Source organism: Pseudomonas sp. Pc102 (genome assembly GCF_018408275.1).
In the GTDB taxonomy this organism is placed as follows: domain Bacteria; phylum Pseudomonadota; class Gammaproteobacteria; order Pseudomonadales; family Pseudomonadaceae; genus Metapseudomonas; species Metapseudomonas tohonis.
Genome location: NZ_AP021905.1, coordinates 2,263,919 through 2,283,804 on the forward strand (window position 1 = coordinate 2,263,919; position 19,886 = coordinate 2,283,804).

Annotated in this window: 38 protein-coding genes and 1 rRNA gene; 14 read left to right on the forward strand and 25 right to left on the reverse strand. The window is 61.9% G+C overall.

Translation table 11 applies throughout. The features are described from left to right. The first annotated feature begins 75 nt into the window (after positions 1-75). Positions 76-191: ribosomal RNA gene (gene rrf, locus PHLH3_RS10435) — 5S ribosomal RNA — on the forward strand. A 333-nt stretch (positions 192-524) separates the two neighbouring features. On the opposite strand, the gene queD is transcribed toward rrf, so the two are convergent. The 25 genes from queD to PHLH3_RS10560 form a co-directional block, all read right to left on the reverse strand. Then, a complete protein-coding gene (gene queD / locus PHLH3_RS10440; RefSeq protein WP_043247051.1) occupies positions 525-881 on the reverse strand; it encodes a 6-carboxytetrahydropterin synthase QueD in 357 nt (118 codons plus the stop codon). A 63-nt stretch (positions 882-944) separates the two neighbouring features. Next, a complete protein-coding gene (locus tag PHLH3_RS10445; RefSeq protein WP_213629132.1) occupies positions 945-1,157 on the reverse strand; it encodes an AlpA family transcriptional regulator in 213 nt (70 codons plus the stop codon). A gap of 50 nt (positions 1,158-1,207) precedes the next feature. Next, positions 1,208-1,348, reverse strand: a complete 141-nt coding sequence (locus tag PHLH3_RS10450) for a hypothetical protein (RefSeq protein ID WP_213629133.1) — start codon at positions 1,346-1,348, stop codon at positions 1,208-1,210. Next, positions 1,348-1,899, reverse strand: coding sequence for a hypothetical protein (locus PHLH3_RS10455; RefSeq protein WP_213629134.1), 552 nt, complete (start codon positions 1,897-1,899; stop codon positions 1,348-1,350). The genes PHLH3_RS10450 and PHLH3_RS10455 overlap by 1 nt, the downstream gene beginning before the upstream one ends. Next, a complete protein-coding gene (locus PHLH3_RS10460; RefSeq protein WP_213629135.1) occupies positions 1,896-2,135 on the reverse strand; it encodes a hypothetical protein in 240 nt (79 codons plus the stop codon). Before PHLH3_RS10460 ends, PHLH3_RS10455 begins: the two co-directional genes overlap by 4 nt. 199 nt (positions 2,136-2,334) lie before the next feature. Further along, positions 2,335-3,372 carry a hypothetical protein gene (locus PHLH3_RS10465; RefSeq protein ID WP_213629136.1) on the reverse strand — a complete coding sequence of 346 codons (1,038 nt, stop codon included), beginning with the start codon at positions 3,370-3,372 and terminating at the stop codon, positions 2,335-2,337. Further along, complete coding sequence (locus tag PHLH3_RS10470; RefSeq protein ID WP_213629137.1) at positions 3,369-3,566, reverse strand: hypothetical protein; 198 nt, start codon at positions 3,564-3,566, stop codon at positions 3,369-3,371. Before PHLH3_RS10470 ends, PHLH3_RS10465 begins: the two co-directional genes overlap by 4 nt. Beyond that, positions 3,563-4,237 carry a hypothetical protein gene (locus tag PHLH3_RS10475; RefSeq protein ID WP_213629138.1) on the reverse strand — a complete coding sequence of 225 codons (675 nt, stop codon included), beginning with the start codon at positions 4,235-4,237 and terminating at the stop codon, positions 3,563-3,565. The genes PHLH3_RS10470 and PHLH3_RS10475 overlap by 4 nt, the downstream gene beginning before the upstream one ends. A 48-nt stretch (positions 4,238-4,285) precedes the next feature. Then, on the reverse strand, positions 4,286-4,867 hold the full coding sequence (locus tag PHLH3_RS10480) for a hypothetical protein (RefSeq protein WP_213629139.1): 582 nt from the start codon (positions 4,865-4,867) through the stop codon (positions 4,286-4,288). 76 nt (positions 4,868-4,943) lie between these two features. Next, positions 4,944-5,393, reverse strand: coding sequence for a single-stranded DNA-binding protein (locus PHLH3_RS10485; RefSeq protein WP_213629140.1), 450 nt, complete (start codon positions 5,391-5,393; stop codon positions 4,944-4,946). Next, complete coding sequence (locus PHLH3_RS10490; RefSeq protein ID WP_213629141.1) at positions 5,390-6,220, reverse strand: hypothetical protein; 831 nt, start codon at positions 6,218-6,220, stop codon at positions 5,390-5,392. Before PHLH3_RS10490 ends, PHLH3_RS10485 begins: the two co-directional genes overlap by 4 nt. Then, entirely contained in the window at positions 6,217-7,026 is an 810-nt protein-coding gene (locus PHLH3_RS10495) for a PD-(D/E)XK nuclease-like domain-containing protein (RefSeq protein WP_213629142.1), read from the reverse strand. The genes PHLH3_RS10490 and PHLH3_RS10495 overlap by 4 nt, the downstream gene beginning before the upstream one ends. A gap of 185 nt (positions 7,027-7,211) precedes the next feature. Further along, positions 7,212-7,391, reverse strand: coding sequence for a hypothetical protein (locus tag PHLH3_RS10500; protein WP_213629143.1), 180 nt, complete (start codon positions 7,389-7,391; stop codon positions 7,212-7,214). A 3-nt stretch (positions 7,392-7,394) separates the two neighbouring features. Then, positions 7,395-7,658 (reverse strand): DUF551 domain-containing protein, encoded by a 264-nt coding sequence (locus PHLH3_RS10505; RefSeq protein ID WP_213629144.1) that lies wholly within the window; start codon positions 7,656-7,658, stop codon positions 7,395-7,397. A gap of 249 nt (positions 7,659-7,907) precedes the next feature. Further along, positions 7,908-8,408 carry a hypothetical protein gene (locus PHLH3_RS10510; RefSeq protein WP_213629145.1) on the reverse strand — a complete coding sequence of 167 codons (501 nt, stop codon included), beginning with the start codon at positions 8,406-8,408 and terminating at the stop codon, positions 7,908-7,910. Continuing rightward, positions 8,405-8,644: a hypothetical protein gene (locus PHLH3_RS10515; RefSeq protein ID WP_213629146.1), complete on the reverse strand. Its 240-nt coding sequence runs from the start codon at positions 8,642-8,644 to the stop codon at positions 8,405-8,407. The genes PHLH3_RS10510 and PHLH3_RS10515 overlap by 4 nt, the downstream gene beginning before the upstream one ends. Then, positions 8,641-8,844 carry a hypothetical protein gene (locus tag PHLH3_RS10520; protein ID WP_213629147.1) on the reverse strand — a complete coding sequence of 68 codons (204 nt, stop codon included), beginning with the start codon at positions 8,842-8,844 and terminating at the stop codon, positions 8,641-8,643. The genes PHLH3_RS10515 and PHLH3_RS10520 overlap by 4 nt, the downstream gene beginning before the upstream one ends. A gap of 2 nt (positions 8,845-8,846) precedes the next feature. Beyond that, the gene (locus PHLH3_RS10525) at positions 8,847-9,158 is read right to left on the reverse strand and encodes a hypothetical protein (protein WP_213629148.1); all 312 of its coding nucleotides are present in this window, start codon (positions 9,156-9,158) and stop codon (positions 8,847-8,849) included. 289 nt (positions 9,159-9,447) lie between these two features. Beyond that, complete coding sequence (locus PHLH3_RS10530) at positions 9,448-9,738, reverse strand: hypothetical protein (protein ID WP_244863010.1); 291 nt, start codon at positions 9,736-9,738, stop codon at positions 9,448-9,450. 39 nt (positions 9,739-9,777) lie between these two features. Further along, positions 9,778-10,011 carry a hypothetical protein gene (locus tag PHLH3_RS10535; RefSeq protein ID WP_213629149.1) on the reverse strand — a complete coding sequence of 78 codons (234 nt, stop codon included), beginning with the start codon at positions 10,009-10,011 and terminating at the stop codon, positions 9,778-9,780. 224 nt (positions 10,012-10,235) lie between these two features. Next, positions 10,236-10,379: a hypothetical protein gene (locus tag PHLH3_RS10540; RefSeq protein ID WP_213629150.1), complete on the reverse strand. Its 144-nt coding sequence runs from the start codon at positions 10,377-10,379 to the stop codon at positions 10,236-10,238. A gap of 73 nt (positions 10,380-10,452) precedes the next feature. Further along, complete coding sequence (locus PHLH3_RS10545; RefSeq protein ID WP_213629151.1) at positions 10,453-10,653, reverse strand: hypothetical protein; 201 nt, start codon at positions 10,651-10,653, stop codon at positions 10,453-10,455. A 4-nt stretch (positions 10,654-10,657) separates the two neighbouring features. Then, positions 10,658-11,107, reverse strand: coding sequence for a TerB family tellurite resistance protein (locus PHLH3_RS10550; protein WP_213629152.1), 450 nt, complete (start codon positions 11,105-11,107; stop codon positions 10,658-10,660). Positions 11,108-11,449: 342 nt separating this feature from the next. Next, entirely contained in the window at positions 11,450-11,809 is a 360-nt protein-coding gene (locus tag PHLH3_RS10555; RefSeq protein ID WP_213629153.1) for a hypothetical protein, read from the reverse strand. After that, a complete protein-coding gene (locus PHLH3_RS10560) occupies positions 11,802-12,473 on the reverse strand; it encodes a LexA family transcriptional regulator (RefSeq protein ID WP_213629154.1) in 672 nt (223 codons plus the stop codon). Before PHLH3_RS10560 ends, PHLH3_RS10555 begins: the two co-directional genes overlap by 8 nt. A 108-nt stretch (positions 12,474-12,581) precedes the next feature. Here PHLH3_RS10560 and PHLH3_RS10565 point away from each other — a divergent pair, with 108 nt between their 5' ends. From PHLH3_RS10565 to PHLH3_RS10625, 13 genes are all read left to right on the forward strand, one after another. Then, on the forward strand, positions 12,582-12,755 hold the full coding sequence (locus PHLH3_RS10565) for a Cro/CI family transcriptional regulator (RefSeq protein WP_213629155.1): 174 nt from the start codon (positions 12,582-12,584) through the stop codon (positions 12,753-12,755). Between the two features lie 2 nt (positions 12,756-12,757). Beyond that, complete coding sequence (locus PHLH3_RS10570) at positions 12,758-13,069, forward strand: CII family transcriptional regulator (protein WP_213629156.1); 312 nt, start codon at positions 12,758-12,760, stop codon at positions 13,067-13,069. Positions 13,070-13,103: 34 nt separating this feature from the next. After that, complete coding sequence (locus PHLH3_RS30335; protein WP_348529843.1) at positions 13,104-13,985, forward strand: hypothetical protein; 882 nt, start codon at positions 13,104-13,106, stop codon at positions 13,983-13,985. After that, a complete protein-coding gene (locus tag PHLH3_RS10580; protein WP_213629157.1) occupies positions 13,982-14,782 on the forward strand; it encodes a hypothetical protein in 801 nt (266 codons plus the stop codon). Before PHLH3_RS30335 ends, PHLH3_RS10580 begins: the two co-directional genes overlap by 4 nt. Continuing rightward, positions 14,779-14,940 (forward strand): hypothetical protein, encoded by a 162-nt coding sequence (locus PHLH3_RS10585; RefSeq protein ID WP_213629158.1) that lies wholly within the window; start codon positions 14,779-14,781, stop codon positions 14,938-14,940. The genes PHLH3_RS10580 and PHLH3_RS10585 overlap by 4 nt, the downstream gene beginning before the upstream one ends. Next, a complete protein-coding gene (locus PHLH3_RS10590; protein ID WP_213629159.1) occupies positions 14,933-15,148 on the forward strand; it encodes a hypothetical protein in 216 nt (71 codons plus the stop codon). The genes PHLH3_RS10585 and PHLH3_RS10590 overlap by 8 nt, the downstream gene beginning before the upstream one ends. Beyond that, positions 15,141-15,554, forward strand: coding sequence for a recombination protein NinB (locus PHLH3_RS10595; protein WP_213629160.1), 414 nt, complete (start codon positions 15,141-15,143; stop codon positions 15,552-15,554). Before PHLH3_RS10590 ends, PHLH3_RS10595 begins: the two co-directional genes overlap by 8 nt. Then, complete coding sequence (locus PHLH3_RS10600) at positions 15,554-16,165, forward strand: recombination protein NinG (protein ID WP_213629161.1); 612 nt, start codon at positions 15,554-15,556, stop codon at positions 16,163-16,165. The genes PHLH3_RS10595 and PHLH3_RS10600 overlap by 1 nt, the downstream gene beginning before the upstream one ends. 333 nt (positions 16,166-16,498) lie before the next feature. Beyond that, entirely contained in the window at positions 16,499-16,831 is a 333-nt protein-coding gene (locus PHLH3_RS10605; RefSeq protein WP_213629162.1) for a hypothetical protein, read from the forward strand. A gap of 4 nt (positions 16,832-16,835) precedes the next feature. Further along, positions 16,836-17,036: a hypothetical protein gene (locus PHLH3_RS10610; protein WP_213629163.1), complete on the forward strand. Its 201-nt coding sequence runs from the start codon at positions 16,836-16,838 to the stop codon at positions 17,034-17,036. Continuing rightward, the gene (locus PHLH3_RS10615) at positions 17,033-18,649 is read left to right on the forward strand and encodes a portal protein (protein WP_213629164.1); all 1,617 of its coding nucleotides are present in this window, start codon (positions 17,033-17,035) and stop codon (positions 18,647-18,649) included. The genes PHLH3_RS10610 and PHLH3_RS10615 overlap by 4 nt, the downstream gene beginning before the upstream one ends. Further along, positions 18,646-18,891 carry a hypothetical protein gene (locus PHLH3_RS10620; RefSeq protein ID WP_213629165.1) on the forward strand — a complete coding sequence of 82 codons (246 nt, stop codon included), beginning with the start codon at positions 18,646-18,648 and terminating at the stop codon, positions 18,889-18,891. The genes PHLH3_RS10615 and PHLH3_RS10620 overlap by 4 nt, the downstream gene beginning before the upstream one ends. Beyond that, positions 18,888-19,724 (forward strand): hypothetical protein, encoded by an 837-nt coding sequence (locus PHLH3_RS10625; protein ID WP_213629166.1) that lies wholly within the window; start codon positions 18,888-18,890, stop codon positions 19,722-19,724. The genes PHLH3_RS10620 and PHLH3_RS10625 overlap by 4 nt, the downstream gene beginning before the upstream one ends. The last annotated feature ends 162 nt before the right edge of the window (positions 19,725-19,886 follow it).

The window sequence follows — 19,886 nt, forward strand, 5'->3', positions numbered from 1 at the left end:
AATTGGCCAGAACTTGCAAAGCCTTATCACATACCCATTCGGGGTCGCGTCCCAGACGATACCCCAACCGAATTGCTTGACGACCATAGAGCGTTGGAACCACCTGATCCCATCCCGAACTCAGTAGTGAAACGATGCATCGCCGATGGTAGTGTGGAGTTTCTCCATGTGAGAGTAGGTCATCGTCAAGCACCTATACCAAACCCCCGATCTTCGCAAGAAGGTCGGGGGTTTGACTTTGCGCCTGAGAAAATCCGCCGGGCGATGTGAGGTGTCTGCGGCGCTGGCTTGGAACAACCCTTGATCCAGCCAGGTGCAGCGGCAACGGCTCGCCGGGGCGACTGTAGGGGCGACTTGCGCCGCCAGGCAGATCTTAGGGCTGCTATTTCGATGGACCCTCATGGTTAACCTTGGAACAGCCCACGGAAAGAAGTCCGGGCTATACAGGCAGTGTGATCGACAGGAACTGCGCGCAACAAAAAGGCCACCCTAGGGTGGCCTTTTGCATTTATGCAGCAGAAGAATCAGTCGCCGCGATACTCGCACCCACTGGTGCAGGTCTCATGGATGCGCACCCGGGAGAGCTCCGGAAGCAGCGGCTTGAGCTGTTGCCAGATCCACTTGGCGAGCACTTCGCTGGTGGGGTTCTCCAGCCCAGGGATGTCGTTCAGGTAGTTGTGATCGAGCTGCTCATAGAGCGGCTTGAAGATCGCCTTGATCTCCGAGAAATCGCGTATCCAGCCGGTATAGGGATCGACTTCGCCTTCGATGTAGATGGCGACGCGGAAGGAGTGGCCGTGCAGTCGCCCGCACTTGTGGCCGGCGGGGACATGGGGGAGGCGGTGAGCCGCCTCGAAGATGAATTCCTTGAACAGTTCCATGGGATAGCCTGAAGTGCAGAGGTGAAGCGGGGGAAGGCATCCGTGCCCTATGTGATGTACTGATCAGTGTACTGATTGGTCGCTGCTGGCGGTCGGATTGGCCATCCATTCGACGATGTCCGATTGCCGCCAGGCCACGGAGTTGGTGCCGATTCTAACCTGTTTCGGGAACGTCCCGTCGCTCATTCGGCGGTAGACCGTGGCGCGACCGAGGCCAGTGATGTCCATCACGTCATCGATGCGCAGGAATCTGTCGATATGCGGTGCTGCTGACATAGAAATACCTCCCCGCCGGTATCCGGCAGGCTGTGGTGGGGTAGGGGGGGTTACTGCGGGTTCTGGTCTTCGGTGAAATCCATCAGAGCCGGGTGCGGAATGCTGTCGTGAACGATCACGCCATCTTCATCTGCGGGGAGAAAGCGGCCACAAACGACGCACCAGTAGCCGTCTTCACTCGGATCATCCATCACTCCCCCTCCTCAGCCTGGCGGGTGGAGAGGAGCGCGCGGAACTTGTCGAGTACTGGATCGACGTAGTTGTCTAGGAAACGCGCGCGACCCGGGTAGCAAGCCTGCACGATGTGAGGCTGAAGGTTTGTCAGCATGGCTTCCGCGAACCGCACGGCGTCAATCCACTCCCTCGGCACGCTTACCGCGTCGGGCTGCTGGGGTGGGAGGGCGTAGAGCGGAATGCAACGCCTGCCAGTCGTGCTCTTAGCTATAGCTCCACTTCGACCAGTCTTGACACGCTCCATGCCTATTTCGCTGACGAATCCGAAAGGCTCCTGCCCCCTGATCGCGGCGAGCTCGGCGCGGAGCTGGTCGCGTTCGGCCTGCAGGGAGTCGCTCTCGTCGAGGAGGGACAGCACCAATTCGCCGCTTGTCTCTTCTTGCCAGATATCGTCGATCGCATTGAATGCAAGGAAATCGTCGTCGTCATCGGTCTTGATGTACTTGTCCGATGCGGCAATCCATTGCAGTGCCAGTTTCCGCAGTTCTACCTTGTTCACATCGCTCATCGGTCGTTCTCCTGGGGCTGGTTGCGCATGAAGTCCGCCATGTCGCCCATCTGCGCGACGATGGCGGCCTCTTCTTCGGCGTGCGCTGCGGTGAGCTTGGCCTTCTGCTTCTGGCACCGAGCGCAATCGACTCGTGCCCATTCGCCGCTTAGGTTGCTGGTCCAGCCGAGCCAGGTTCCGCAAGGGGCAATTTCGGCATCATCCGGAAAGCCCCACGGGTAGAAGTGCGTCTTCACAGGTCGTTCTCCTGGGGCGGGGTGGGCTCCGAGCAGGTGCCGTCATAGCATCCGTACTCATGGCAGACGGTCTTGTCGCAGATCCTGCGCCTCCCGGTTCCGCCACAGCGCGAACAGTTGGGAGAGTCGTGACAGCAAACGACAACCGAACCGACTGGGCCTACAGCGCTGCTTCCGGCGTCCTGAACATAGTGCTCGCTCATTCGGATTCCCCTTGGCTCGGCGCTGCCGGTTGCTCGGACTGGATGCGTTTGATCTCTTCGGCCGCGACTTCCCACCATGCGGCCCCATGGGCTAGGTATAGGGTCAGCATCCAGTGAATCACCGCAGCCTGTTCGTTCTCGGACTTCCGATTGATCTCGGTACCGCCGAGCCGCAGAACCTGCGCGATATGGCTGCATCGGAAGTTGGGGCGGCCCAATATTTGGAGCAGGTGCTCATCCATGTCCGGGATAGCGAAGACAGCCTGCTGCTGTTCGGATGCAGGCGGGGTGGGGGCGGCGGCGAGCATGGCGCGGTATCCGGCAATGAAGACGCCGCAGGGGCCGACTCCGCCCAGGTAGGCGTCATTCGCAGCAGAGCACGCGGCGTTGAAGGCTTCGGTGTCCTCCTTAGGGACCAGATACCATCTGTAGCCCTCCGGCACCCCAGCAGCAGGCGGTGCAGCGAGCATCTGCTTTAGATCGTCTGCAAACATAAGAAGCTGAGGGCCGCTCATGGCGGCACCGGGAGTAGTAATCCCCGCTGCTTCGATACATTCGCCTAGCGCAGTGGCCAGAAGGCGGATTTGATGTGCCGTTTCTTCAGCAGCAGGCGGGGCGGAGAGCGCGGCCGCAGCCCAGCCCATCAGACCGGCGTCGAGTGGGCGACACCCCTGGTGCTGTTCGAACAGGATGCGCTGCAGCTCCACGGCCTCGGCGGCGTCCTTGCGGCGGGTCTCGCGGGCGGTGTCGGTCTGGCAGGGACAGGACCGCGCGGCCACGATGCGCTCGTGCTGGGCGACGATTGCCGCGACTGCTTCGGTGATCGACTCGCGCTCGTAGTAGGCGTCCTTAACGTGTTCCAACGCGACCGCTTCCAGGTCGCCGGCTTGCTGCTCCCCCTGCACCTGCGCGGCGGGAGGGGTGGCACTGGCCATGTCCCAGACTTGCCGGGCCATGTGCTTCACGTTCGTCCAGCCGTTCTCTACGACGGACGCATAGGCCTTCTCGAAGGCTTCGTCTTTTCCATTGCTCACGATTTCTTCTCCTGCCGCTCATAGTCGGCGATGAATTCGGTAATCAGGACGCTCAACTCCATGGCGCCGATGGACGAGTGCGTGCCTACGTAGCGGTTGGCGCGCTTCAGCAGGGCGATGGAGTGGGCGAGGGGATGCGTGCAGGCCTGGGCATCAATGCGCCGCTGCACGGCGGATTCGGAGAGGCCGGTCATGGCTGAATCCTCCGAAAGCTAATCGCCCATACCCAGGGGTTGGCGTCCCAGCTGCCGGCGCCGTTGATGGCCCCCCAAAGGTCTTGGAAGCGCTGGCGGGCGTAGCCAGGGATTGAGGTGTTGGTCTGGTCGACGCCCTCGGCCAGGGCCTGCTCATCGCTGATGTCCTGTAGGCGCTCCACGCGCACGTCGGTGATCTCCAGCAGGATGCGGGAGGCCCAGCGGGGCATGTGGATGCTGGGGCGGTGGCGCCAGATCTTGTTCGGTTCTGCTGCGGAGTAAGCTCCGTTGCGCAACCCGGTCGGGTAGTGACGGTTGGGCTCGTTCGGCGGGGTGCCGTCGGCTGAATAGACAATCCGCTTGCTGCCGAACCAGGCACCGGTGTCGTCTTCCGGGTAAGTGGCCTGCCAGTCTCCAGCCTGCCACCAGCTTTCCCGCACCCACAGCCGGTCTCCGGGTTGGCCGTAGGGGCAGAAGTCGGTGGCCCCGAAGGCCTCCGGCATTTCACGGTTCACCTGCTGCCACTGCGCGCGCGTCATCGTCTCGCCAAGACGATCAGGGTCGATGCCCTTCACCACTCGCCGGGTAGCCCACTTCAGGTCGGCCAGGATGGATCGGACCGAGCTGCCAGAGAAAATGATCGGGCGCTCTTTGCGCTGAATGTCGGACACGTTTCTTCCCTCCAGCGCAGTGCGCAGAGTAGGTGGGGATGGGGTGGGTTAGGCTGTGAGGCGGTGTTCTACGGAAGTGCGGCGCGCCAGCTCAACGAGCCATTCAGCCAGGGCGGCTGGAGTGTGTTCGCGCTCGGCCTTGGTGATCGACGGGAGGCGCGGGTAGCTCTTGGTCGGCCTCACGCAGTGGGTTGGTCTTCCAGGGCGTCGGGGCATCGGCGGCAGGTCACTGGGCTGGCAACCTACGATGTAGAGCCATGTCGCTTTCTCGGCCCTGTGGCCCCAGTGGAACTGCTCAATCTCGATTGTCCAGCCGCCGTACTCGTCCGGGAACTCGTTGGGGTGAGGGAGACGGCAGTGGTTGAACAGCGAGCTTTCTGCCGGGTGCTCCAGCACGCCCCCCCACATGCGGACTTGCTCTACTGCCCAAGGTCCGAGTGCCTTCTCGTCGGGGCGTCCTTTGGCGAACTGCCGCAGTCTTCCCCACGTCCGGCATGGCGGATGCGCCACCACTGGAGATCCGCCACACCAGGTCCTGGCATCCCTGTCGATGTCGTACACGTCGCATCCGGGCAGCGTCTTGTAGATGCTGTCCGCACGAGCGAACAGCACGGCCACAGGTTTTGTCATGCTTTCTCCAGGTCGTCCTACTCCATTCCGCTGGTGCGGATGGATGGGGTGGGAGGGGCTGATTAGGCCCCTTGGGTCAGAATGGGATTTCCGAGTCGAAGTCTGAGTAGTCCGGCTCTTTCTGCGGCACCTGCTGCTGAGGCTGGCGCGATGCCTGCCGTTGCGGCACCTGTTGGTCGCCCTGCGGCTTACCGCCGAGCAGCTGCATCTGGCCGTTGATGTCGACGACGATCTCGGTGGTGTAGCGCTTGACGCCGTCCTTCTCCCATTCGCGGGTGCGCAGGGTGCCTTCGACATAGACTTGCGAGCCCTTGCGCAGGTACTCGCCGGCGATCTCGGCGAGGCGGCCGAAGAACACCACGCGGTGCCATTCGGTACGCTCCTGTTGCTGGCCGGTCTGCTTGTCCTTCCAGCTTTCGCTGGTGGCCAGGGTGACGTTGGTCACGGCGTTGCCGTTGGGCATGTAGCGGACTTCGGGATCGCCACCACAGTTGCCGACGAGGATTACTTTGTTGACGCCTCTCATGCCTGTGTCTCCTGGCTTGCTGCGCTCAGTGCGCGATTGAGGTCTGCGGACTCGCCGTCAGTGGACTTGATGGAGAAGAAGTCACCCACCGCCGCCTGCCCGTTCTTGATGCTGTTGTAAACGCCGCGAAGGGTCGCGATCTCCTCGGGTAGGATCTCGTCCAGGCTTTTGTTGAGGTAGGCGCGGAGGTGTTTTTCGGTGACGCCTTGCTGAGAAAAGGCATCGACCAGCGCGCGCACACGGTCCGCCAGCGGCAGGCTAGTATCACCAGCCAGAGTCTTGCGGCACTGGTTGACAGCGGCCTCCACGAGATCAGGCGGGAGGATTGCCAGCAGGCGCGAGCGAAGGCGTCGCCCGCCCATGTTGGCTGTCAGCTCGTAGATGTCGCGCTCTTCGGTAAGAACCTGGGCGCCTCCCTTCTTGTCGCGAAGGTGGCGAACCGTGAACTTCTGCGACGAGTAGGTGTTCGTCTCAAGGTCCCAGGCATAGGCCTCCATTTCGCTGTTGCCTTGCTGGCGGCTCAGCTCCCGGATGCCGTACTCAATGTTCCCCCAGCAACGCGCAAGCTCTTCGGCCAGGCGGATGGATGGTCCAGATACGGTCTGGCCGCCTCTCGGATAGGCATACTCGCCAGATGCAGCCAGGCTGGGGCGGCTGCACGAACTCATGATCTTGCTGTATGCCAGCGCCTCGTCACGTGGGAATTTCTTGGCCAGGATCAGCTTGCCTTGGGCTTCAGTGACTGCCCGGCTTTGCTCGATGTTTACCGTGCCCTGATTGACGTGCTCCGCCATGCCGCGCGGCGCAAACGGGTTGATATCGGTCATATTCTTTCCTTTGCCCAGTAGGGCAGAGATAGCGTCTCAATGGCTGGCCACTCGTTGTGGCGCAGACAGTCGGCATACGTTGAAAGGTCGCGCCGGTATTCGGATCGCCCGGCACTTTTGGCTTCGGAATCCATGGTGAAAAGCCGGACCGGGTACTTGCCGCAGTCAATGCTTGTGCTGACCACCAAGAACACGAACGCTGCTGGCGGCTCTCCGAAGTGCGCGGCGTAACCGTCGCTGTAGAAGCTGTCCTGCACGTGGTATCGGTAGTCATGGAAGTAGCGAACGAAGCGGGCCATGTCTGCCGTGGTTTTCAGGTCGAGTAGCCAGCCAAGCGCTGGAACGGTTTTGTCTGGCCGGCAACGACACAAAACCCCTTCGCGCTCATCCTTCCAGTAGATGCTTGCCTCAACATCCCCGGCGGTCTCGATCAGCCAGCGCGCATGCGGATGGGCCATTACGCTTTCGCGGATCAGCAGGAGTTGGCGTCCTTGCTCTGCTTCCAAGGAGGTCCTTCCGCCAAGCTGCGCTTCGAACTCCGCCCAGGCAGCTTTGCCGGCGGTAGTGCGTCTGTCACACACGGGGCCAACTGCGTATTCCTGGTGGAACCTTTCAGGCTCAAGCAAGAACGCGTGAGTGGCGTCTCCGAAGTCCAATGCGCTGGCTTTCTCTGGGTCTTCAGGGGCTGCCTTGTTCCACTGGAACAGAGCAGGTGCCTTGGCGATCAGATCAAGCTGCGATTTAGACACGCCTTCTCCGCCGTGGTACGCCCCATTGCTGAGGTCACGGTAATAACCGGGCTGCATGACTATCTCCTGCGCATCCCTACGCGGGGCGCATGTGAAGGGGTGGGGTAGGGTGGGGATGCCCGGCGCAACCCGGGATAGGTACTCTGCAGAGTCCATTTACCGCCGCCGTACGAGCAACGGACCTATTCACTCAATCCATCAGGATCTCTTGCGGCTCTCTTGAGCTTCATCCCCATAACTCGTTACCGCTGCGATACCGGCGCCTCAGCGGTGATGTGGCCGGCGATCATCGGCGGGACTGGCTGCTCGGCAGTGATCTCGCCGCCAAGGGAAATGACGATGAGCAGGCCGGTGTAGAGGCACATGCCGGCTAGGAAGCTGCGCCAGATGACGACGCGGCGGGCTCGTTGGTAGCGGGTCATGGGTCATTCCTCAGCACTGGGTATAAGCCAAGTTGGACGATGCGGCCTAAGCAACGGGCGCCAGTGGGTAACCTGCCAATCGCTACGGAAAGGCTCTTCGTTCTCCCAGCCCATCCAAACCAATCCATCCGGCTCGTCGCTGTTGTTGAAGTCTGCGAATCTGCCGGCAGTGGCAACGCCTTGTTTGCTGAGGTTCTTCACAAGCCAGACCTCAACATCAACCTCGGGCTCTGGCAGCCGTTCCCGGCAATCGATCCAGCCATTCATTTGCCAACCTCCCTCAGCCTCAACCCAGCCCGCGCCATGTCGCCCTGGGTAGTGATTCCGTGTTCTGCCAGCCATTCGATGGCGGCGGTTATGGTGGGGAAGGTCATGGTGAAGTCCTCCAGTAGCACCCGAGGCCGATGCGTATCCAGCGGGAACCATCCTTGAACGGGATGTATCGCCAATAGGAGCCACCAGCCCATGCAATGCGGCCGATCACGAAGTCGAAGTAGTCTTTCGGTGCGCGGATGCTCATACGGCCTCCTGCTTGCGGTAGCCGGCGTCGTAGACCGCCGCAGGACCGCCAGAGTCGTACAGCTGCTCGATGTCTTGCAGCGCTTCATCCAGCTGCTTCTGCGCGATCTGCTCAGCGGTGAGGATGGGGCGGAACTCCAAGTCGTCGACGTACCCGAATCGCTCGCTGCAACTCTCTGAGTCGTAAACAATTCGATGCTTACCGACAAACAGGACAGTGCATTTTTCCCATTCGGATCGATGTAGTTCAGGGTTGAACACCTCACACACCGTCCCCACCGGAGGCAGGCCGTCGCCGGTCCAAGCTGAAGAGGATGTAGCAGGGCAAGCGATGGCTTCTAAATGCACTTCGAACAGTGCGATCAGTAAGTCGGGGTCGAGCGCGACGCGTTCACCTCGCGCGCTCATTTCTTCCAGTGCTGCCGCAAGGCTAATAGGCGCCGCAGCAAACTCGCAGGCGTCGTAAATTGCGGCAACTGCCTCGTGGTAAGCGTTCATGCTGCAGCCCTCTTCAGTCCATCGTTGTGCTCTTCGCGCAGCTCCTGCCGGCGGTTCTTGACGGCGGCCCGGAGCGTTGCGGTGAAGTCGTCCAGCTGTTCGGTGGTGATCAGACTGAGCGCGTAGGCCATCTGGATCAGGCCCTCGCCGAACTGGTGATCGGGGTATCGTCCGGTGCTCTGCTCGCGGATTTCGCTGGCGATCATCTCGACCGCCTTGTTCTCTGCCCAGGTCATGCTGCATGCTCCTGCTCGCGGATCAGCTGGTAGTAGATGTGGCGCAGTTCGCGCAGGTCATGCAGGGCCAAGGCGGACTTGCTGACATCTTCGGGACCCGTGCCGGTCCATATCTCCATCGACTCAGGGTTGCTATCAGCCCATGCGTCGCACTCGGTGGCGAACGGCTCCAGGGCCTCGATCAGGCGCTTGGTGTTCATGATTAACCCCTTGCCTTGGCGATGGCGGCGCGAGCTGCCTGCATCTCCCGGAACTCGACATCTTCCAAGTACTCTTGGTCGTGCCATTTCAGGTCCGGGTAGATGTAGTCCCACTGCTTTACAACTGCCTGAAGCGCCTCAAGCAGATCGGGCGCCGACGCAATCAGGTTGCGATCAGTCCCGAGCTCGCCAGCAAGAGCAGCCAGCGCCACGCGATAGCATTCAGCGTCGGTGCGCCCAGACTCTTCAGAGCGATATCCGGAATCAGCCTTAATCTTGAGGGTGTACTGCGCGTTCTTGGTCGTGCTGCTCATCTCGTTCTCCTGTCGTTCGCCGACACTCAGATGCCCCCGCACAGCAGCAGGCCGGCTGATCCGTTGGGATGGCCTGGCGGCAGGGGCATTTGGGTGTGGGCGGAAAAGAAAGCCCCTCCTGCGAGGGGCGAAGTGGAGGGATCGTCAACTAGTGCAAAAATTGCCTTAGTTCAAAGGGTGGGGATGCCCTGTGCTTATCTCAGAGTGTCGACCCGTCAGTACGGGTCCAGCAGCGCCGCTCGTGCAGCGCATTCACCCCCATTGAAGGGTGCCGTCCTTGGCGGGGAAGTCAGTCGAGCGGGGCGAAATCTCGGTACGCCGCCGGTGTTGCGAATTTCTGGCCAGTCCTTTCAAGGCAGGCGTAGTCCCACAGCTCGGGGGCAGTTGCCAGTCGGTAGCCTTGCAGCTGGGCGAGCTCTTCGCGCTCAAAGCGCTGGATGCGCTCCTGAACCTCTTGCTCGGTAGGGAAGCTGCCGAAGCCGAGCCCGATGGTAGCCACGCCAAAGGCGCCCTCTCCGTCGGTGATGACGACCTTCATCTCGGCCTCAATCGGGAACTTCACGGATCGATCTTCATTCATCTCACTCTCCTATTGCCCTGCTACCGGCAGGGCGGCGGGTTAGGCGGCAATCACTCGACCTTCTTCCAAATCGCCTGGGCTCGCTACGCACCAGCCCTGTCCGTCCATACAGGCATTCCCTTTGTAAGTTACGTCCATCGACCAGCAATCTCCTTGCGGGTCTATGTGGTGACAAACAAATGAACGGCCAATCATCACAAGTGCACTGTTTTCCGGGAAAAACTCATCAGCATTTGCAGGCTTGTAAGCTTTTCCAATTTCAAAGCTGCTCATGTCCTTCCTCCGTTCTGCCCTATCGGGCTGTGGTGTGGCTGCATGGGTTGGGTGATCTGCTGCGTCTCCTGTGCTGCGTCTAGCGCGTTACGGGACCGAGAAACAGCGTTGCCCTTCACTGACCACCTTGCCGGCGCCGGCTCGTGGTCGCGTCAGATCACCCACCCATGCATCCTCTCTGCATCCCGCTGCACCCTGTCGCCAAGGTGCAGAAGTGATGCCCGTCAGAGCCGTTCCAGAAGCTTCGCGATGCCCATAACCAGAAGGATCAGGCCGCCGATGGCCAGAACCACCGCCAGGCCACCCCAGAAGGGCGCCGTCACCCACCACCAGCTCCAGTTGATGACTCCGCAGAGCTTCAGGATCACGAAGGACACTCCCAAGAGGCCCAATACCCCGATGCCTCCGCTACTGTTACTCGAACTTGCCATTGCCTAACCCTCACTGAACTATGCGCAGCTCGCTGCGCGGAACCCATCTCTCGTCCACCTTCACCATGCAGCCGATGAAGGCTGCATAGCGCGTGTCTCGACCTGTCTGGTAGCCATACCAGGAGCAAGCGCCCCAGGAAAAAGCCCTGGCTACCAGCCACAGCAGAGCGAAGGCGACGAAGATCAAGAAAGCGATCTTTCGCCACTTCATGGCGTCAGACCTCGATGCCGTAGTCCTGCGGGCGCAGGCCGAAGTGCAGGCCGATCTCCTTCAGAACCGTCAGCTCGGAGCCCTCGAGCTCGCCGTCGCTCTGCGCGATAGCGATCATGTTCACGAAGGCCTCCTCGGCATCGGCCTGGACGTTCTTCACGTCGGCCAGCTCTCGCTTGATGGCCAGGCGGCCGACTTGGAAGTTGGCATTCAGCTGGGCGGTGAAGCGGTTTATGGTGTCGGTGATCTCGCTGCCGAAGTGGGCTAGGTTGGGATTGGCGCGGATCAGCTCGTCCAGCTTGCTGACCTCTGCCGGCTCGATTTCGCCGTCTGCAGCTGCGATCAGGAGGCCGCCACCGACGATGGCCTGCATCAGGTCGCGGTTTACTACCTTCTTCATCTCGGCCTGGGCGTTGCCAGTGTGTTTGCCGAGCAGTTTTTTCAGTCCGAACATGGTGAATCCTCTTCTTTCTGGTTGGGGTACATCCCAAAGCGCCCGCGTTGGCAGGCGCTTCAGTGATCGTTCCCCGCAAACCTCCGCGCCGATTACCGGTGGCGGACGCATTGCGTCTTGCGGTGTCGTCCACAGGATTCAAACGCCGTCCGGCACCTGTGGATCTCTGCGAGTTGTTAAAGAGCGGTGGCTTTCGCCTGGGCCGTCGTTTCCGGCGGCGTTGGGGTAAATTTAAGTTCACTGAAATTTGAAGTCAAGCGCACTGAAAGAATATTTTTCAGTGGACTGAAATTGGCAGGCAAGAAAAAGCCCGCCGAGGCGGGCTTATGGTTCAGATTTTGGTCAATCCTCTGAGGCGCGCTGAGCCTTCTTGAGCTCTTCCCTCATGAGCTCTACAGCGGGCCTAAGGCGATCCACCTCTGCTCTGTAGTAGCTAACGTCCTTCTCAGTCTTCTGAAGGTATGCGATGCCGCATGCGCCAACTGCAATCATCCCTGCAAGGTAGTAGCTGAGCCCCTCATACAAGACGCCTGCTACGCCGACGCCACCGACAACCATGGCAATCATCGCCAGGTATGTGAATGCATCTCGACGCCCCTTACCGCCATAGGCGCGCTCGATAAGATCTGTAAGGCGCTTATCTTCTGCATCAAGCTCATTACGCAACGCCTCAAGCTCAAGGGCTGAAATGCGATCAGTCAATTCCGCCACCCCTCCACACAACGCGCCCAATCACCTCGACCGAGCGCAGGCCCTCATCGGTAACAGGCTGGTCCGGATACCTGGTCTTGTCTTGGTTGTCCGAGCGAATCAGCCAGCCGCCTGTGATGTCGCGGATCAGGCGCTTGATGATGACCTCGCCGTCCGCCGTCAGAAGAGCATACATCCTGCCGCTGCCTGGCGACCTCTGCGCTTCGTCGATCAGCAGCACGTCACCATCTGACAGCGTAGGCCAGTTGCTGTCGCCGCTGTTGTAGAGCACGGCGAGATTCGCATCTTTCAAGCCAATGCGGCGCAGCCAGTCCTTTTTGAAGGCGAGCCCGCCCTTGACCTCTACGTGGTCATTGAGATAGCCGCGACCGGAAGAGCCCTTGGCCGTGTACTGCGGGATGATGGCGTAGTCGTCGGCGCTCAGCGCGCCCTCGACCTCCTCATCTCTTTCAGGTCCGGTGCCTAGGGCAATCCACTCAGCCCGGAAGCCAGTCGCCTTTGCTAGCGCGAAAACGCTCTCCGCCTTGAGTGTCTTGATTTCTCCGCCAATCCATTGGCTGATCGAGGAAGGCTTTACGTTACACAGTGCAGCAATCTCGATCTTTTGCTTTCCGCTCAGGGCGATAGCCCTTGCGATCCTTTCGTTCATGTTCATGGAAACAGGTTAAGCCACCTGAATTTAAGTAGGTTAAAAGTTAAGTGACCTGTTGCGCGGTTAATTTCAGTGTGCTGAAATCTGTTCATTGCCACGAGAGGACGCGCAATGAACATCACCGAAGCCATCAGCCATTTCGGCTCGAAAAAGAAGATCGCCGACGCCCTCGGCATCCATCCGAGTGCCGTAACTCAGTGGGGTGACTCCATCCCCGAGGCCCGGCAATACCAGCTGCAGGTCATCAGCAAGAACAAGCTGAAGGCCGGCCAGAAGGCTGCCTAACCATGGGAGCCAGCCAATTAAGCCCTGACATGGACGCAAGGGCACGGGAGTTCGAATCGGTGTTCTTGCAGCGCCTTGTTTCCGTCGGCCAGAAAACCGTCGCGGACGCAATCGGCGTGAGCGAGTCGACCGTGAGCCGGTGGAAGGAAGGCGAAGTCGAGCGCTGGTGCAAGGTCATTGCGCACCTTGGCCTGCAGCTCGTCCCGGACTCTGCAGTGCTGGTGAGCGCCGAATACCTCAGATCGATTGAGACCCTGGCAGAACTGGGGTTGAAGGCAGAGAAGAAGCGGCCCGGGCCGCTGGGATGGGATTGATATGGCACGAGCACGCAACATCAAGCCGGCCATCATGGCCAACGAAGACCTGGCAGAGCTCCAGCCGATGGAGCGCTTGCTGTTCATTTACCTGTGGATGCTGGCTGACCGCGAGGGGAGGCTTGAGGACCGTCCGAAGCGGATCAAAGCCGAGGCCTTCCCCTACGACGATGCCCATGTCGACGACATGCTGGACAACCTGCAGTCAGCCGGATTCATCATCCGGTACGCCGTCGATGGCAAGCGCTTCATCCAGGTGCACAACTTCACCAAGCACCAGCGCCCGCACAACAACGAGACAGCCAGCGACATCCCGCCGATGGAGCAAGGTCTTACTCCATCTGAGAAGCCCGAGATAGAGCCTGTTCAAAGCGATTCCAACCAAGGTGAACAGGACTTTCAACCAAGGGAGGAAGCACTTCGCTCTGATCTTCTGATTCCTGATTCTCTGATCCCGGATTCGGGACTCTCCGCCGAGCCGAGCTCGCCGGCCGTGGTCGACCTGGCTGACCACGAGCACCGCCGCAAGCCTCGCAAACCCGTCGACACCGAATGCCAGGAAGCCTGCCGGGCGGTGTGGAACGCCTACGCCGATGCCTACCACGGGAAGTACGGGGTCGAGCCGCTGCGCAACGCCAAGGTCAACGGCCAGGTCAAGCAGTTGGTTGCCCGCATACCCAGGGCGGAAGCCCCTTCCGTGGCCGCGTACTACCTGACCCTGAACGACCAGTTCTACACCCGGGGCATGCATGAGTTCGGCCTGTTGCTGAGCCGAGCCGAGGCGATCCGCACGCAGTGGGCCACCGGACGCCAGATGACCGCCACCAGGGCCCAGCAGATCGACCTCTCGCAATCCAACCGCAGCACCGCCGACGAAGCGCTGGAGATCCTCCGCCAGCAAGGACGGTTCGCATGATCGACCAATCGCAACTTCCGAAGCTGGTGGCGACCATCTGCGCAACTGCCGACTCACTGGGTACCCAGATCACCCCGGCAGCCGCGGCGATGATGGCCAACGACCTGGCAGGCCATGACTTCGACGCCGTGTGTCTGGCCCTCGCCGAGTGCCGCCGAACGCTGAAGGGGCGCTTTGCCCTGTCGGACGTGATTACCCGGATCGCTGCGCGTGACGGGCGCCCCAGTCGAGATGAGGCGTGGTCCATCGCCCTGAGCAGCCAGGACGAGTCGGACACCGTGGTGATGACGCCCGAGATTCAGCTGGCTCTGGCTGCAGCACGGCCTGTGCTGGACATCGGCGACAAGGTCGGTGCCCGCATGGCGTTCCTGTCGGCGTACGACCGGTATCTCGAGGAGGCGAGGGCTGATGGCTCGCCGGTCACGTGGCTGGTTTCGCTTGGATTCGATCCTCAACGCCGAGACGTGGCGATTCGCTCGGCGGTGCAGCTGAAGCGCCTGCCGGCTGAGAAGGCCCAGTTGTTCCTCGAGCAGATCCTTGACGCGCCAGTCACACAGGACGGCGCCGCCATTGCCGGACTGCTCTCGTCCGATGCCCCGAAAGTCGCAGCCACTCCCGCAGTGCGATCGAAGCTGGCAGAGATCCGCAAGGGAGTCCTGGCCGCAAAGGGTCGCAAGGAAGAGCTCCGATCGGCTGAAACCGCTACCCGTCGGGCCGACTTCGAATCACGTCTTGCCGAGCACATGCGCCTTGTCGCGTCGGCAGAGCAATCCCAAGCGAGAGGTGCCGCCAAATGATGCCCCGCCGTGTCCGCGCCAACCTGGCGCGCGTTCTCCTGACCTTCCTCCTGATAGCTGTTTGCCTGGCACTGGCAGCGGTGGGCAATCCCTTCCTCGCCCTGGCCATCTTCGTGCTGTGCGGTATGGGGCTGAAGCCGGAGGTGCGCCATGGCTGACAAGGCTTGGCTATCCAGAATGGGCAAGACTCGGCTTGGCACCTTCACGCTCCTGACCGCAGGCTATGGGGTGTCCATGATTTTCCATGGCGTGACTGATGCGGTGGAAAGATTCACCGCTGCCTGTGTCTTTACCGCCATCCCCCTGCTGATGAATTGGCTCTTCTGTCTCCTCCACTCACTCGGCGAGGAGAGCGACCATGGCTGACCGCGTATTCCGCATCCAAGGCGCCATTGGCCTGAAGACTGCCTTCCGCGCCGCCTACGACCTGGCCCAGTCACTCATGCGCAACGAGGGCACCGGCTACGAAATCGTCCTGCGCCCCCTCAAGTCCAAGCGTTCCATCGACCAGAACAAGCGGTATTGGGCCCTCCTGCGCGAGTTGTCCGCCATCGCCTGGGTCGACGGCAAGCAGTACGACGATCAGGTCTGGCACGAGCAGTTCCGCCGCTGGTTCATCGGCTGCGAAGAGACCCGCCTGCCCAGTGGTGAGGTAGAGCTCCACGGCATTAGCACCACGACCCTGACCGTTCAGGAGTTCACGGACTACATGACCCGAATCGAACAGTGGGCCGCCGAGCAGGGCTGGCCGGTGATGCAGGAGGCCGCGTGATGCAGGCCAAGTCGCGACCTAAGAAGTGCCGCCACTGCCGGCAGCAGTTCACGCCCGCCCGGTCAATGCAGATCGTGTGCAGCCCTGCCTGCGGGCTGGGGCTCGTCAAGGCCAAGCAGGAGCGCGAACGCAAGGCACTGGACAAGATCGAGCGCCGGGAGATCCGCACAGCCCGGGAGCGACTGAAGCGCCGTGGCGACTACATGCGCGAGGCTCAGCAGGCTTTCAACGAGTTCATCCGCATTCGCGATGAGGGCAAGCCCTGCATCAGCTGCGGCCGCAATGACGGCGAGGTGCGTGCTCAGGTCGTAGGCGGTTCATGGGATGCCGGCCACTACCGCTCCGTAGGCGCCTGCATCGAACTCCGGTTCGAACCACTCAACTGCCATCGCCAGTGCAAGCAGTGCAACCGGGACAACTCGGGCAACCACGTGGAATACCGGATCAACCTGGTCAAGCGCATTGGGCAGGAGCTGGTCGATTGGCTGGAAGGCCCTCACGAGCCACGTCGCTGGACCATCGAGGACCTGAAGGCGATCAAGGCGGATTTCAGGGCGAGGAGTAGGGCGCTCAAGGTCGAATCTTCGCGCGCGCGCACGTTTGGGGGGTGAGCTATGGGGGCAGCCGTCGCAATGCGGGTGGACTGGTTCCGGGTTATCGCAGACCTGAGGCGGTGCGGGTACTGCGCCCAGGCCGTCGCGGACGTGGCCGGGGTCGGCAAGGCCACGGTGATCGGGTGGAAGCAGGGGGCTGAGCCGTCACACGCGACCGGCGAGCGGCTGATTGCTTTCTGGTCCTCCTCCACTGGGTATCGCCGGGACCTACTGCCAATGACTGAGATCGAGGTCTCCGCATTCAGGGCAAGAGCCTGAAATAGTCGGGAAACCGACCACCAACAGGCATGACTCTGGCCTCCGTTGCAGCCATCGCACCGGAGAAGCCAGATGCCCGCCCCCGAGAACCTCGACACCCAGACCCCCGGCGAGAACGTCGCCCAAGAAACCGCGCCCCAGTACGCCGCCAGGCACAAGGGCGGCGGCAAGTGGCTCGTTGTCGATGTGCATGGCGCCCAAGTCGGTGCGTTCACCGGCACCAAGGACGAGGTCGCAGCCGAGGTAGCCCGCCTGCTGAGTGGTGGCCTGCCGATGGTTGCCGAAGAGCCTGCCGTCGCGGAAAAGCCCAAGCAGCCCGCCGCCCAGGCCATCGACCCCAAGACCCTCAAGGCCCCCGTGCTCACCGCTGAAGGCTGGGTCTGCCCGGCTCCGAAGGAGGGCTGACGCCATGGGATCGAAGAAGCCCAAGACCGTCCAGCAGCCTGACCCGCAGATCGAGGCCCAGAAGGCAGCCGAGGAGGCCGCCCGCAAGGCCAACGAAGAGGCCGCCGCCAACAAGGTGCGCCGCCGCGGTTCCAGTCTGCTGTCCTCTGGCGGCGCTGCTGGTCAGTCCGTGATCTCCCAAGGCAAGAGCACCCTCGGATCATGACCCTTTCCGCCGACCAGATCGTCAAGCAGCTGAGCACGCTGAAGTCGCTGCGCAACCCGCACGAGCAGGTCTGGCGGGATTGCTACGACTACACCCACCCAATCCGTGGCTCGGGGTTCTACTCCGACATCATGACCGCCGACGAGGCGCTGCGCCGAAAGGCCAGGCTGATCGACTCCACCACCACCGAGGCGGCCCGCGTGCTGGCCTCCGCGATCATGGGCGGCATGACCCCGGCCAACTCCCTGTGGTTCGGCCTGGACGTAGGCCAGGAGAGCGAGGACGAGCGCCGCTGGCTGGATGATGTGTCCCGCGTCATCTGGGAGAACATCCACGGCAGCAACTTCGACAGCGCCGGCTTCGAGGGCCTGATCGACGTTGTGGACGTGGGTTGGTTCGCGCTCTACATCGACGAGGACCGGGAGAAGGGCGGCTACAAGTTCGAGCTGTGGCCGATCTCTGGCGTGTACTGCGCCGCGTCCACCGCCGGCGGGATGATCGACACCGTCTATCGCGAGTTCAAGCTGACCGCCGAGCAGGCCGTCAACGAGTTCGGCGAGGACAACGTCAGCGAGAACACCCGCAAGTTGGCCATGGAGAAGCCTTCCGAGATGGTCTGCTTCGTCCGGTCCATCTACCCGCGCAGCACCTACGTGGTCGGCGCCAGGCTGGCCAAGAACCTGCCAATCGCATCGTGCACCGTTGAGGTCGAGGCGAAGAAGATCGTCCGCGAGTCCGGATACCACGAGATGCCTGTCGTGGTGCCGCGCTGGATGCTGATCCCGGACAGCGTGTACGCAGTCGGCCCCGTCATGGATGCGCTGCCTGACGCCCGCACGCTCAACGAGTTGGCCCGCATGGACCTGGCCGCCGGTGACCTGGCCATCGCCGGCATGTGGATCGCCGAGGACGACGGCGTGCTGAACCCGCGCACCGTGAAGGTCGGCCCGCGCAAGATCATCGTGGCCAACTCCGTCGACTCGATGAAGCCGCTACAGTCCGGTGCGAACTTCCAGTACAGCCAGGAGAAGATGAATTCGCTCCGGGCAAGCATCCGCAAGATCCTGATGGCCGACCAGCTCCAGGCCCAGGACGGCCCGGCCATGACCGCGACCGAGGTGCACGTCCGCGTCGCGCTGATTCGCCAGCTGCTGGGCCCGGTGTATGGGCGCCTGCAAGCCGAGTACCTGCAACCCCTGGTCACTCGCTGCTTCGGGATCGCCTACCGCGCCGGCGTTCTGGGTGAGGCCCCCGAGTCGCTGGCAGGCCGCAACTACAGCGTCCGCTACGTCAGTCCTCTGGCCCGCTCGCAGAAGCTAGAAGAGGTCACGGCCATCGATCAGTACGTCGCCGGCTGTGCGGCGGCAGCGGCGGCCCAGGCGCAGGCCGGCCAGGCTCCTACAGCCATGGACAACGTCGACCTCGACGAGGCTGCGCGCTTCCGTGGTGAGGCGCTTGGCGTGCCCAGCTCCGTGATCCGCAGCAAGGCCAGCGTCGAGCAGATCCGCAAGCAGCGCGAACAGGACCAGCAGGCAGTCCTTGAGCAGCAACAGCAGATGCAGATGCAGCAGCAGGCCATGCAAGTTGGCGCCAAGCAGGCAGGACAGCAATGACCGAACTCACCAACGAGCAGCAGGACGAGCTGTTCAAGCGCGTATTCGAGGATCACCACGAGGGCCGGATCGCCCTGGAGATCCTGATCAATCGCTTCGCCCGCAACGCCGTCACGGTCGGCGGGATCGACGCGATCCTGAAGACCTACATCCAGGCCGGCAACCGTGAGGTGCTGGACCACATCCTGCTCCGCATCGACCGCGCCAACGGCGCACATGTCACCGAAGAGGAAGACGCATGAACCACTTCATCCACCGCATGCTTGGCCATTACCTGATGGATGCAGCCACCGATGGCGGCGATGGCGGCGGCCAGCAAGAAGGCACCCAGGAGCCACAGGGCTCCGTCCTGAGCCAGGGCGCCAACCAGGACTTCATTCCCGAGAAGTACCGCGTCACCGGCGCCGACGGCAAGCTTGACCTGGAGCAGTCCAGCCGCAAGCTGGCCGAGTCGTACAAGCACCTGGAGACCCGCATGGGCTCCGGTGATGCCCCGCCCAAGTCGTTCGAGGAGTACGCGCCCAAGATCGATATCGCTGACTTCAACTGGGACGAGTTCAAGGCCGACGAGGTGACCCAGTCGTTCCTGAAGGGCGCGCACGCCAAGGGCATGACCAACGCTCAGGTCGAGTTCGCCGTCGATCACTTCGTCAAGAACGTGGCCCCTCAGCTGCTGGCTGGCAATGCCCAAGTCACCGCCGAGGAGGCAACCTCACAGCTGCGCGAGGCGTGGAAGTCCGACCAGGAGTTCACCGCCAACCTGCAGGCGTCTCACCGTGGCCTGGTCGGATTCGCCAACCCAAGCGGTCTCGGCACCGCGGCAGCGCTCGAGGCCAAGTTCGGCAACGACCCCGACTTCATCGCCTTCATGGCCAACATTGGGCGCGAGATGCGTGAAGACGTGTCGCCGAGCCAGGGCGCTCCGGTCGACAGCGCCGACTTCGCCGTGAAGACCTCCGAACTTCGCCAGCAGCTGCAAGACCTGCCGGCCCACGATCCGAAGCGCGTCACCATCCAGCAACAGCTGGACGCCCTGTACTCGGCCCGCTACGACAAGAACTCCCGCTTCAAATAGTCGGGAAACCGACCAAATCCTCCAGTGATCATCGCAGGCATCCCAGCAATGGGCCGGCCTGCGGTGGCGCGCAGATACCCGGCAATGCCCCGAGGCTGCAGCGCCGATGCAAGCCAGGACTTTCAGGCCCGGACACCCGGACACCCTGCAGGCAACTGACCT

Coding starts and splice junctions, on each gene's coding strand:
- queD (WP_043247051.1), bottom strand. CDS start 881: ATGGAACTGTTCAAGGAATTCATCTTCGAGGCGGCTCACCGCCTCCCC.
- PHLH3_RS10445 (WP_213629132.1), bottom strand. CDS start 1,157: ATGTCAGCAGCACCGCATATCGACAGATTCCTGCGCATCGATGACGTG.
- PHLH3_RS10450 (WP_213629133.1), bottom strand. CDS start 1,348: ATGGATGATCCGAGTGAAGACGGCTACTGGTGCGTCGTTTGTGGCCGC.
- PHLH3_RS10455 (WP_213629134.1), bottom strand. CDS start 1,899: ATGAGCGATGTGAACAAGGTAGAACTGCGGAAACTGGCACTGCAATGG.
- PHLH3_RS10470 (WP_213629137.1), bottom strand. CDS start 3,566: ATGACCGGCCTCTCCGAATCCGCCGTGCAGCGGCGCATTGATGCCCAG.
- PHLH3_RS10480 (WP_213629139.1), bottom strand. CDS start 4,867: ATGACAAAACCTGTGGCCGTGCTGTTCGCTCGTGCGGACAGCATCTAC.
- PHLH3_RS10485 (WP_213629140.1), bottom strand. CDS start 5,393: ATGAGAGGCGTCAACAAAGTAATCCTCGTCGGCAACTGTGGTGGCGAT.
- PHLH3_RS10490 (WP_213629141.1), bottom strand. CDS start 6,220: ATGACCGATATCAACCCGTTTGCGCCGCGCGGCATGGCGGAGCACGTC.
- PHLH3_RS10495 (WP_213629142.1), bottom strand. CDS start 7,026: ATGCAGCCCGGTTATTACCGTGACCTCAGCAATGGGGCGTACCACGGC.
- PHLH3_RS10500 (WP_213629143.1), bottom strand. CDS start 7,391: ATGACCCGCTACCAACGAGCCCGCCGCGTCGTCATCTGGCGCAGCTTC.
- PHLH3_RS10505 (WP_213629144.1), bottom strand. CDS start 7,658: ATGAATGGCTGGATCGATTGCCGGGAACGGCTGCCAGAGCCCGAGGTT.
- PHLH3_RS10510 (WP_213629145.1), bottom strand. CDS start 8,408: ATGAACGCTTACCACGAGGCAGTTGCCGCAATTTACGACGCCTGCGAG.
- PHLH3_RS10515 (WP_213629146.1), bottom strand. CDS start 8,644: ATGACCTGGGCAGAGAACAAGGCGGTCGAGATGATCGCCAGCGAAATC.
- PHLH3_RS10520 (WP_213629147.1), bottom strand. CDS start 8,844: ATGAACACCAAGCGCCTGATCGAGGCCCTGGAGCCGTTCGCCACCGAG.
- PHLH3_RS10525 (WP_213629148.1), bottom strand. CDS start 9,158: ATGAGCAGCACGACCAAGAACGCGCAGTACACCCTCAAGATTAAGGCT.
- PHLH3_RS10530 (WP_244863010.1), bottom strand. CDS start 9,738: ATGAATGAAGATCGATCCGTGAAGTTCCCGATTGAGGCCGAGATGAAG.
- PHLH3_RS10535 (WP_213629149.1), bottom strand. CDS start 10,011: ATGAGCAGCTTTGAAATTGGAAAAGCTTACAAGCCTGCAAATGCTGAT.
- PHLH3_RS10545 (WP_213629151.1), bottom strand. CDS start 10,653: ATGAAGTGGCGAAAGATCGCTTTCTTGATCTTCGTCGCCTTCGCTCTG.
- PHLH3_RS10550 (WP_213629152.1), bottom strand. CDS start 11,107: ATGTTCGGACTGAAAAAACTGCTCGGCAAACACACTGGCAACGCCCAG.
- PHLH3_RS10560 (WP_213629154.1), bottom strand. CDS start 12,473: ATGAACATGAACGAAAGGATCGCAAGGGCTATCGCCCTGAGCGGAAAG.
- PHLH3_RS10565 (WP_213629155.1), top strand. CDS start 12,582: ATGAACATCACCGAAGCCATCAGCCATTTCGGCTCGAAAAAGAAGATC.
- PHLH3_RS10570 (WP_213629156.1), top strand. CDS start 12,758: ATGGGAGCCAGCCAATTAAGCCCTGACATGGACGCAAGGGCACGGGAG.
- PHLH3_RS30335 (WP_348529843.1), top strand. CDS start 13,104: ATGGCCAACGAAGACCTGGCAGAGCTCCAGCCGATGGAGCGCTTGCTG.
- PHLH3_RS10580 (WP_213629157.1), top strand. CDS start 13,982: ATGATCGACCAATCGCAACTTCCGAAGCTGGTGGCGACCATCTGCGCA.
- PHLH3_RS10585 (WP_213629158.1), top strand. CDS start 14,779: ATGATGCCCCGCCGTGTCCGCGCCAACCTGGCGCGCGTTCTCCTGACC.
- PHLH3_RS10590 (WP_213629159.1), top strand. CDS start 14,933: ATGGCTGACAAGGCTTGGCTATCCAGAATGGGCAAGACTCGGCTTGGC.
- PHLH3_RS10595 (WP_213629160.1), top strand. CDS start 15,141: ATGGCTGACCGCGTATTCCGCATCCAAGGCGCCATTGGCCTGAAGACT.
- PHLH3_RS10600 (WP_213629161.1), top strand. CDS start 15,554: ATGCAGGCCAAGTCGCGACCTAAGAAGTGCCGCCACTGCCGGCAGCAG.
- PHLH3_RS10605 (WP_213629162.1), top strand. CDS start 16,499: ATGCCCGCCCCCGAGAACCTCGACACCCAGACCCCCGGCGAGAACGTC.
- PHLH3_RS10610 (WP_213629163.1), top strand. CDS start 16,836: ATGGGATCGAAGAAGCCCAAGACCGTCCAGCAGCCTGACCCGCAGATC.
- PHLH3_RS10615 (WP_213629164.1), top strand. CDS start 17,033: ATGACCCTTTCCGCCGACCAGATCGTCAAGCAGCTGAGCACGCTGAAG.
- PHLH3_RS10620 (WP_213629165.1), top strand. CDS start 18,646: ATGACCGAACTCACCAACGAGCAGCAGGACGAGCTGTTCAAGCGCGTA.
- PHLH3_RS10625 (WP_213629166.1), top strand. CDS start 18,888: ATGAACCACTTCATCCACCGCATGCTTGGCCATTACCTGATGGATGCA.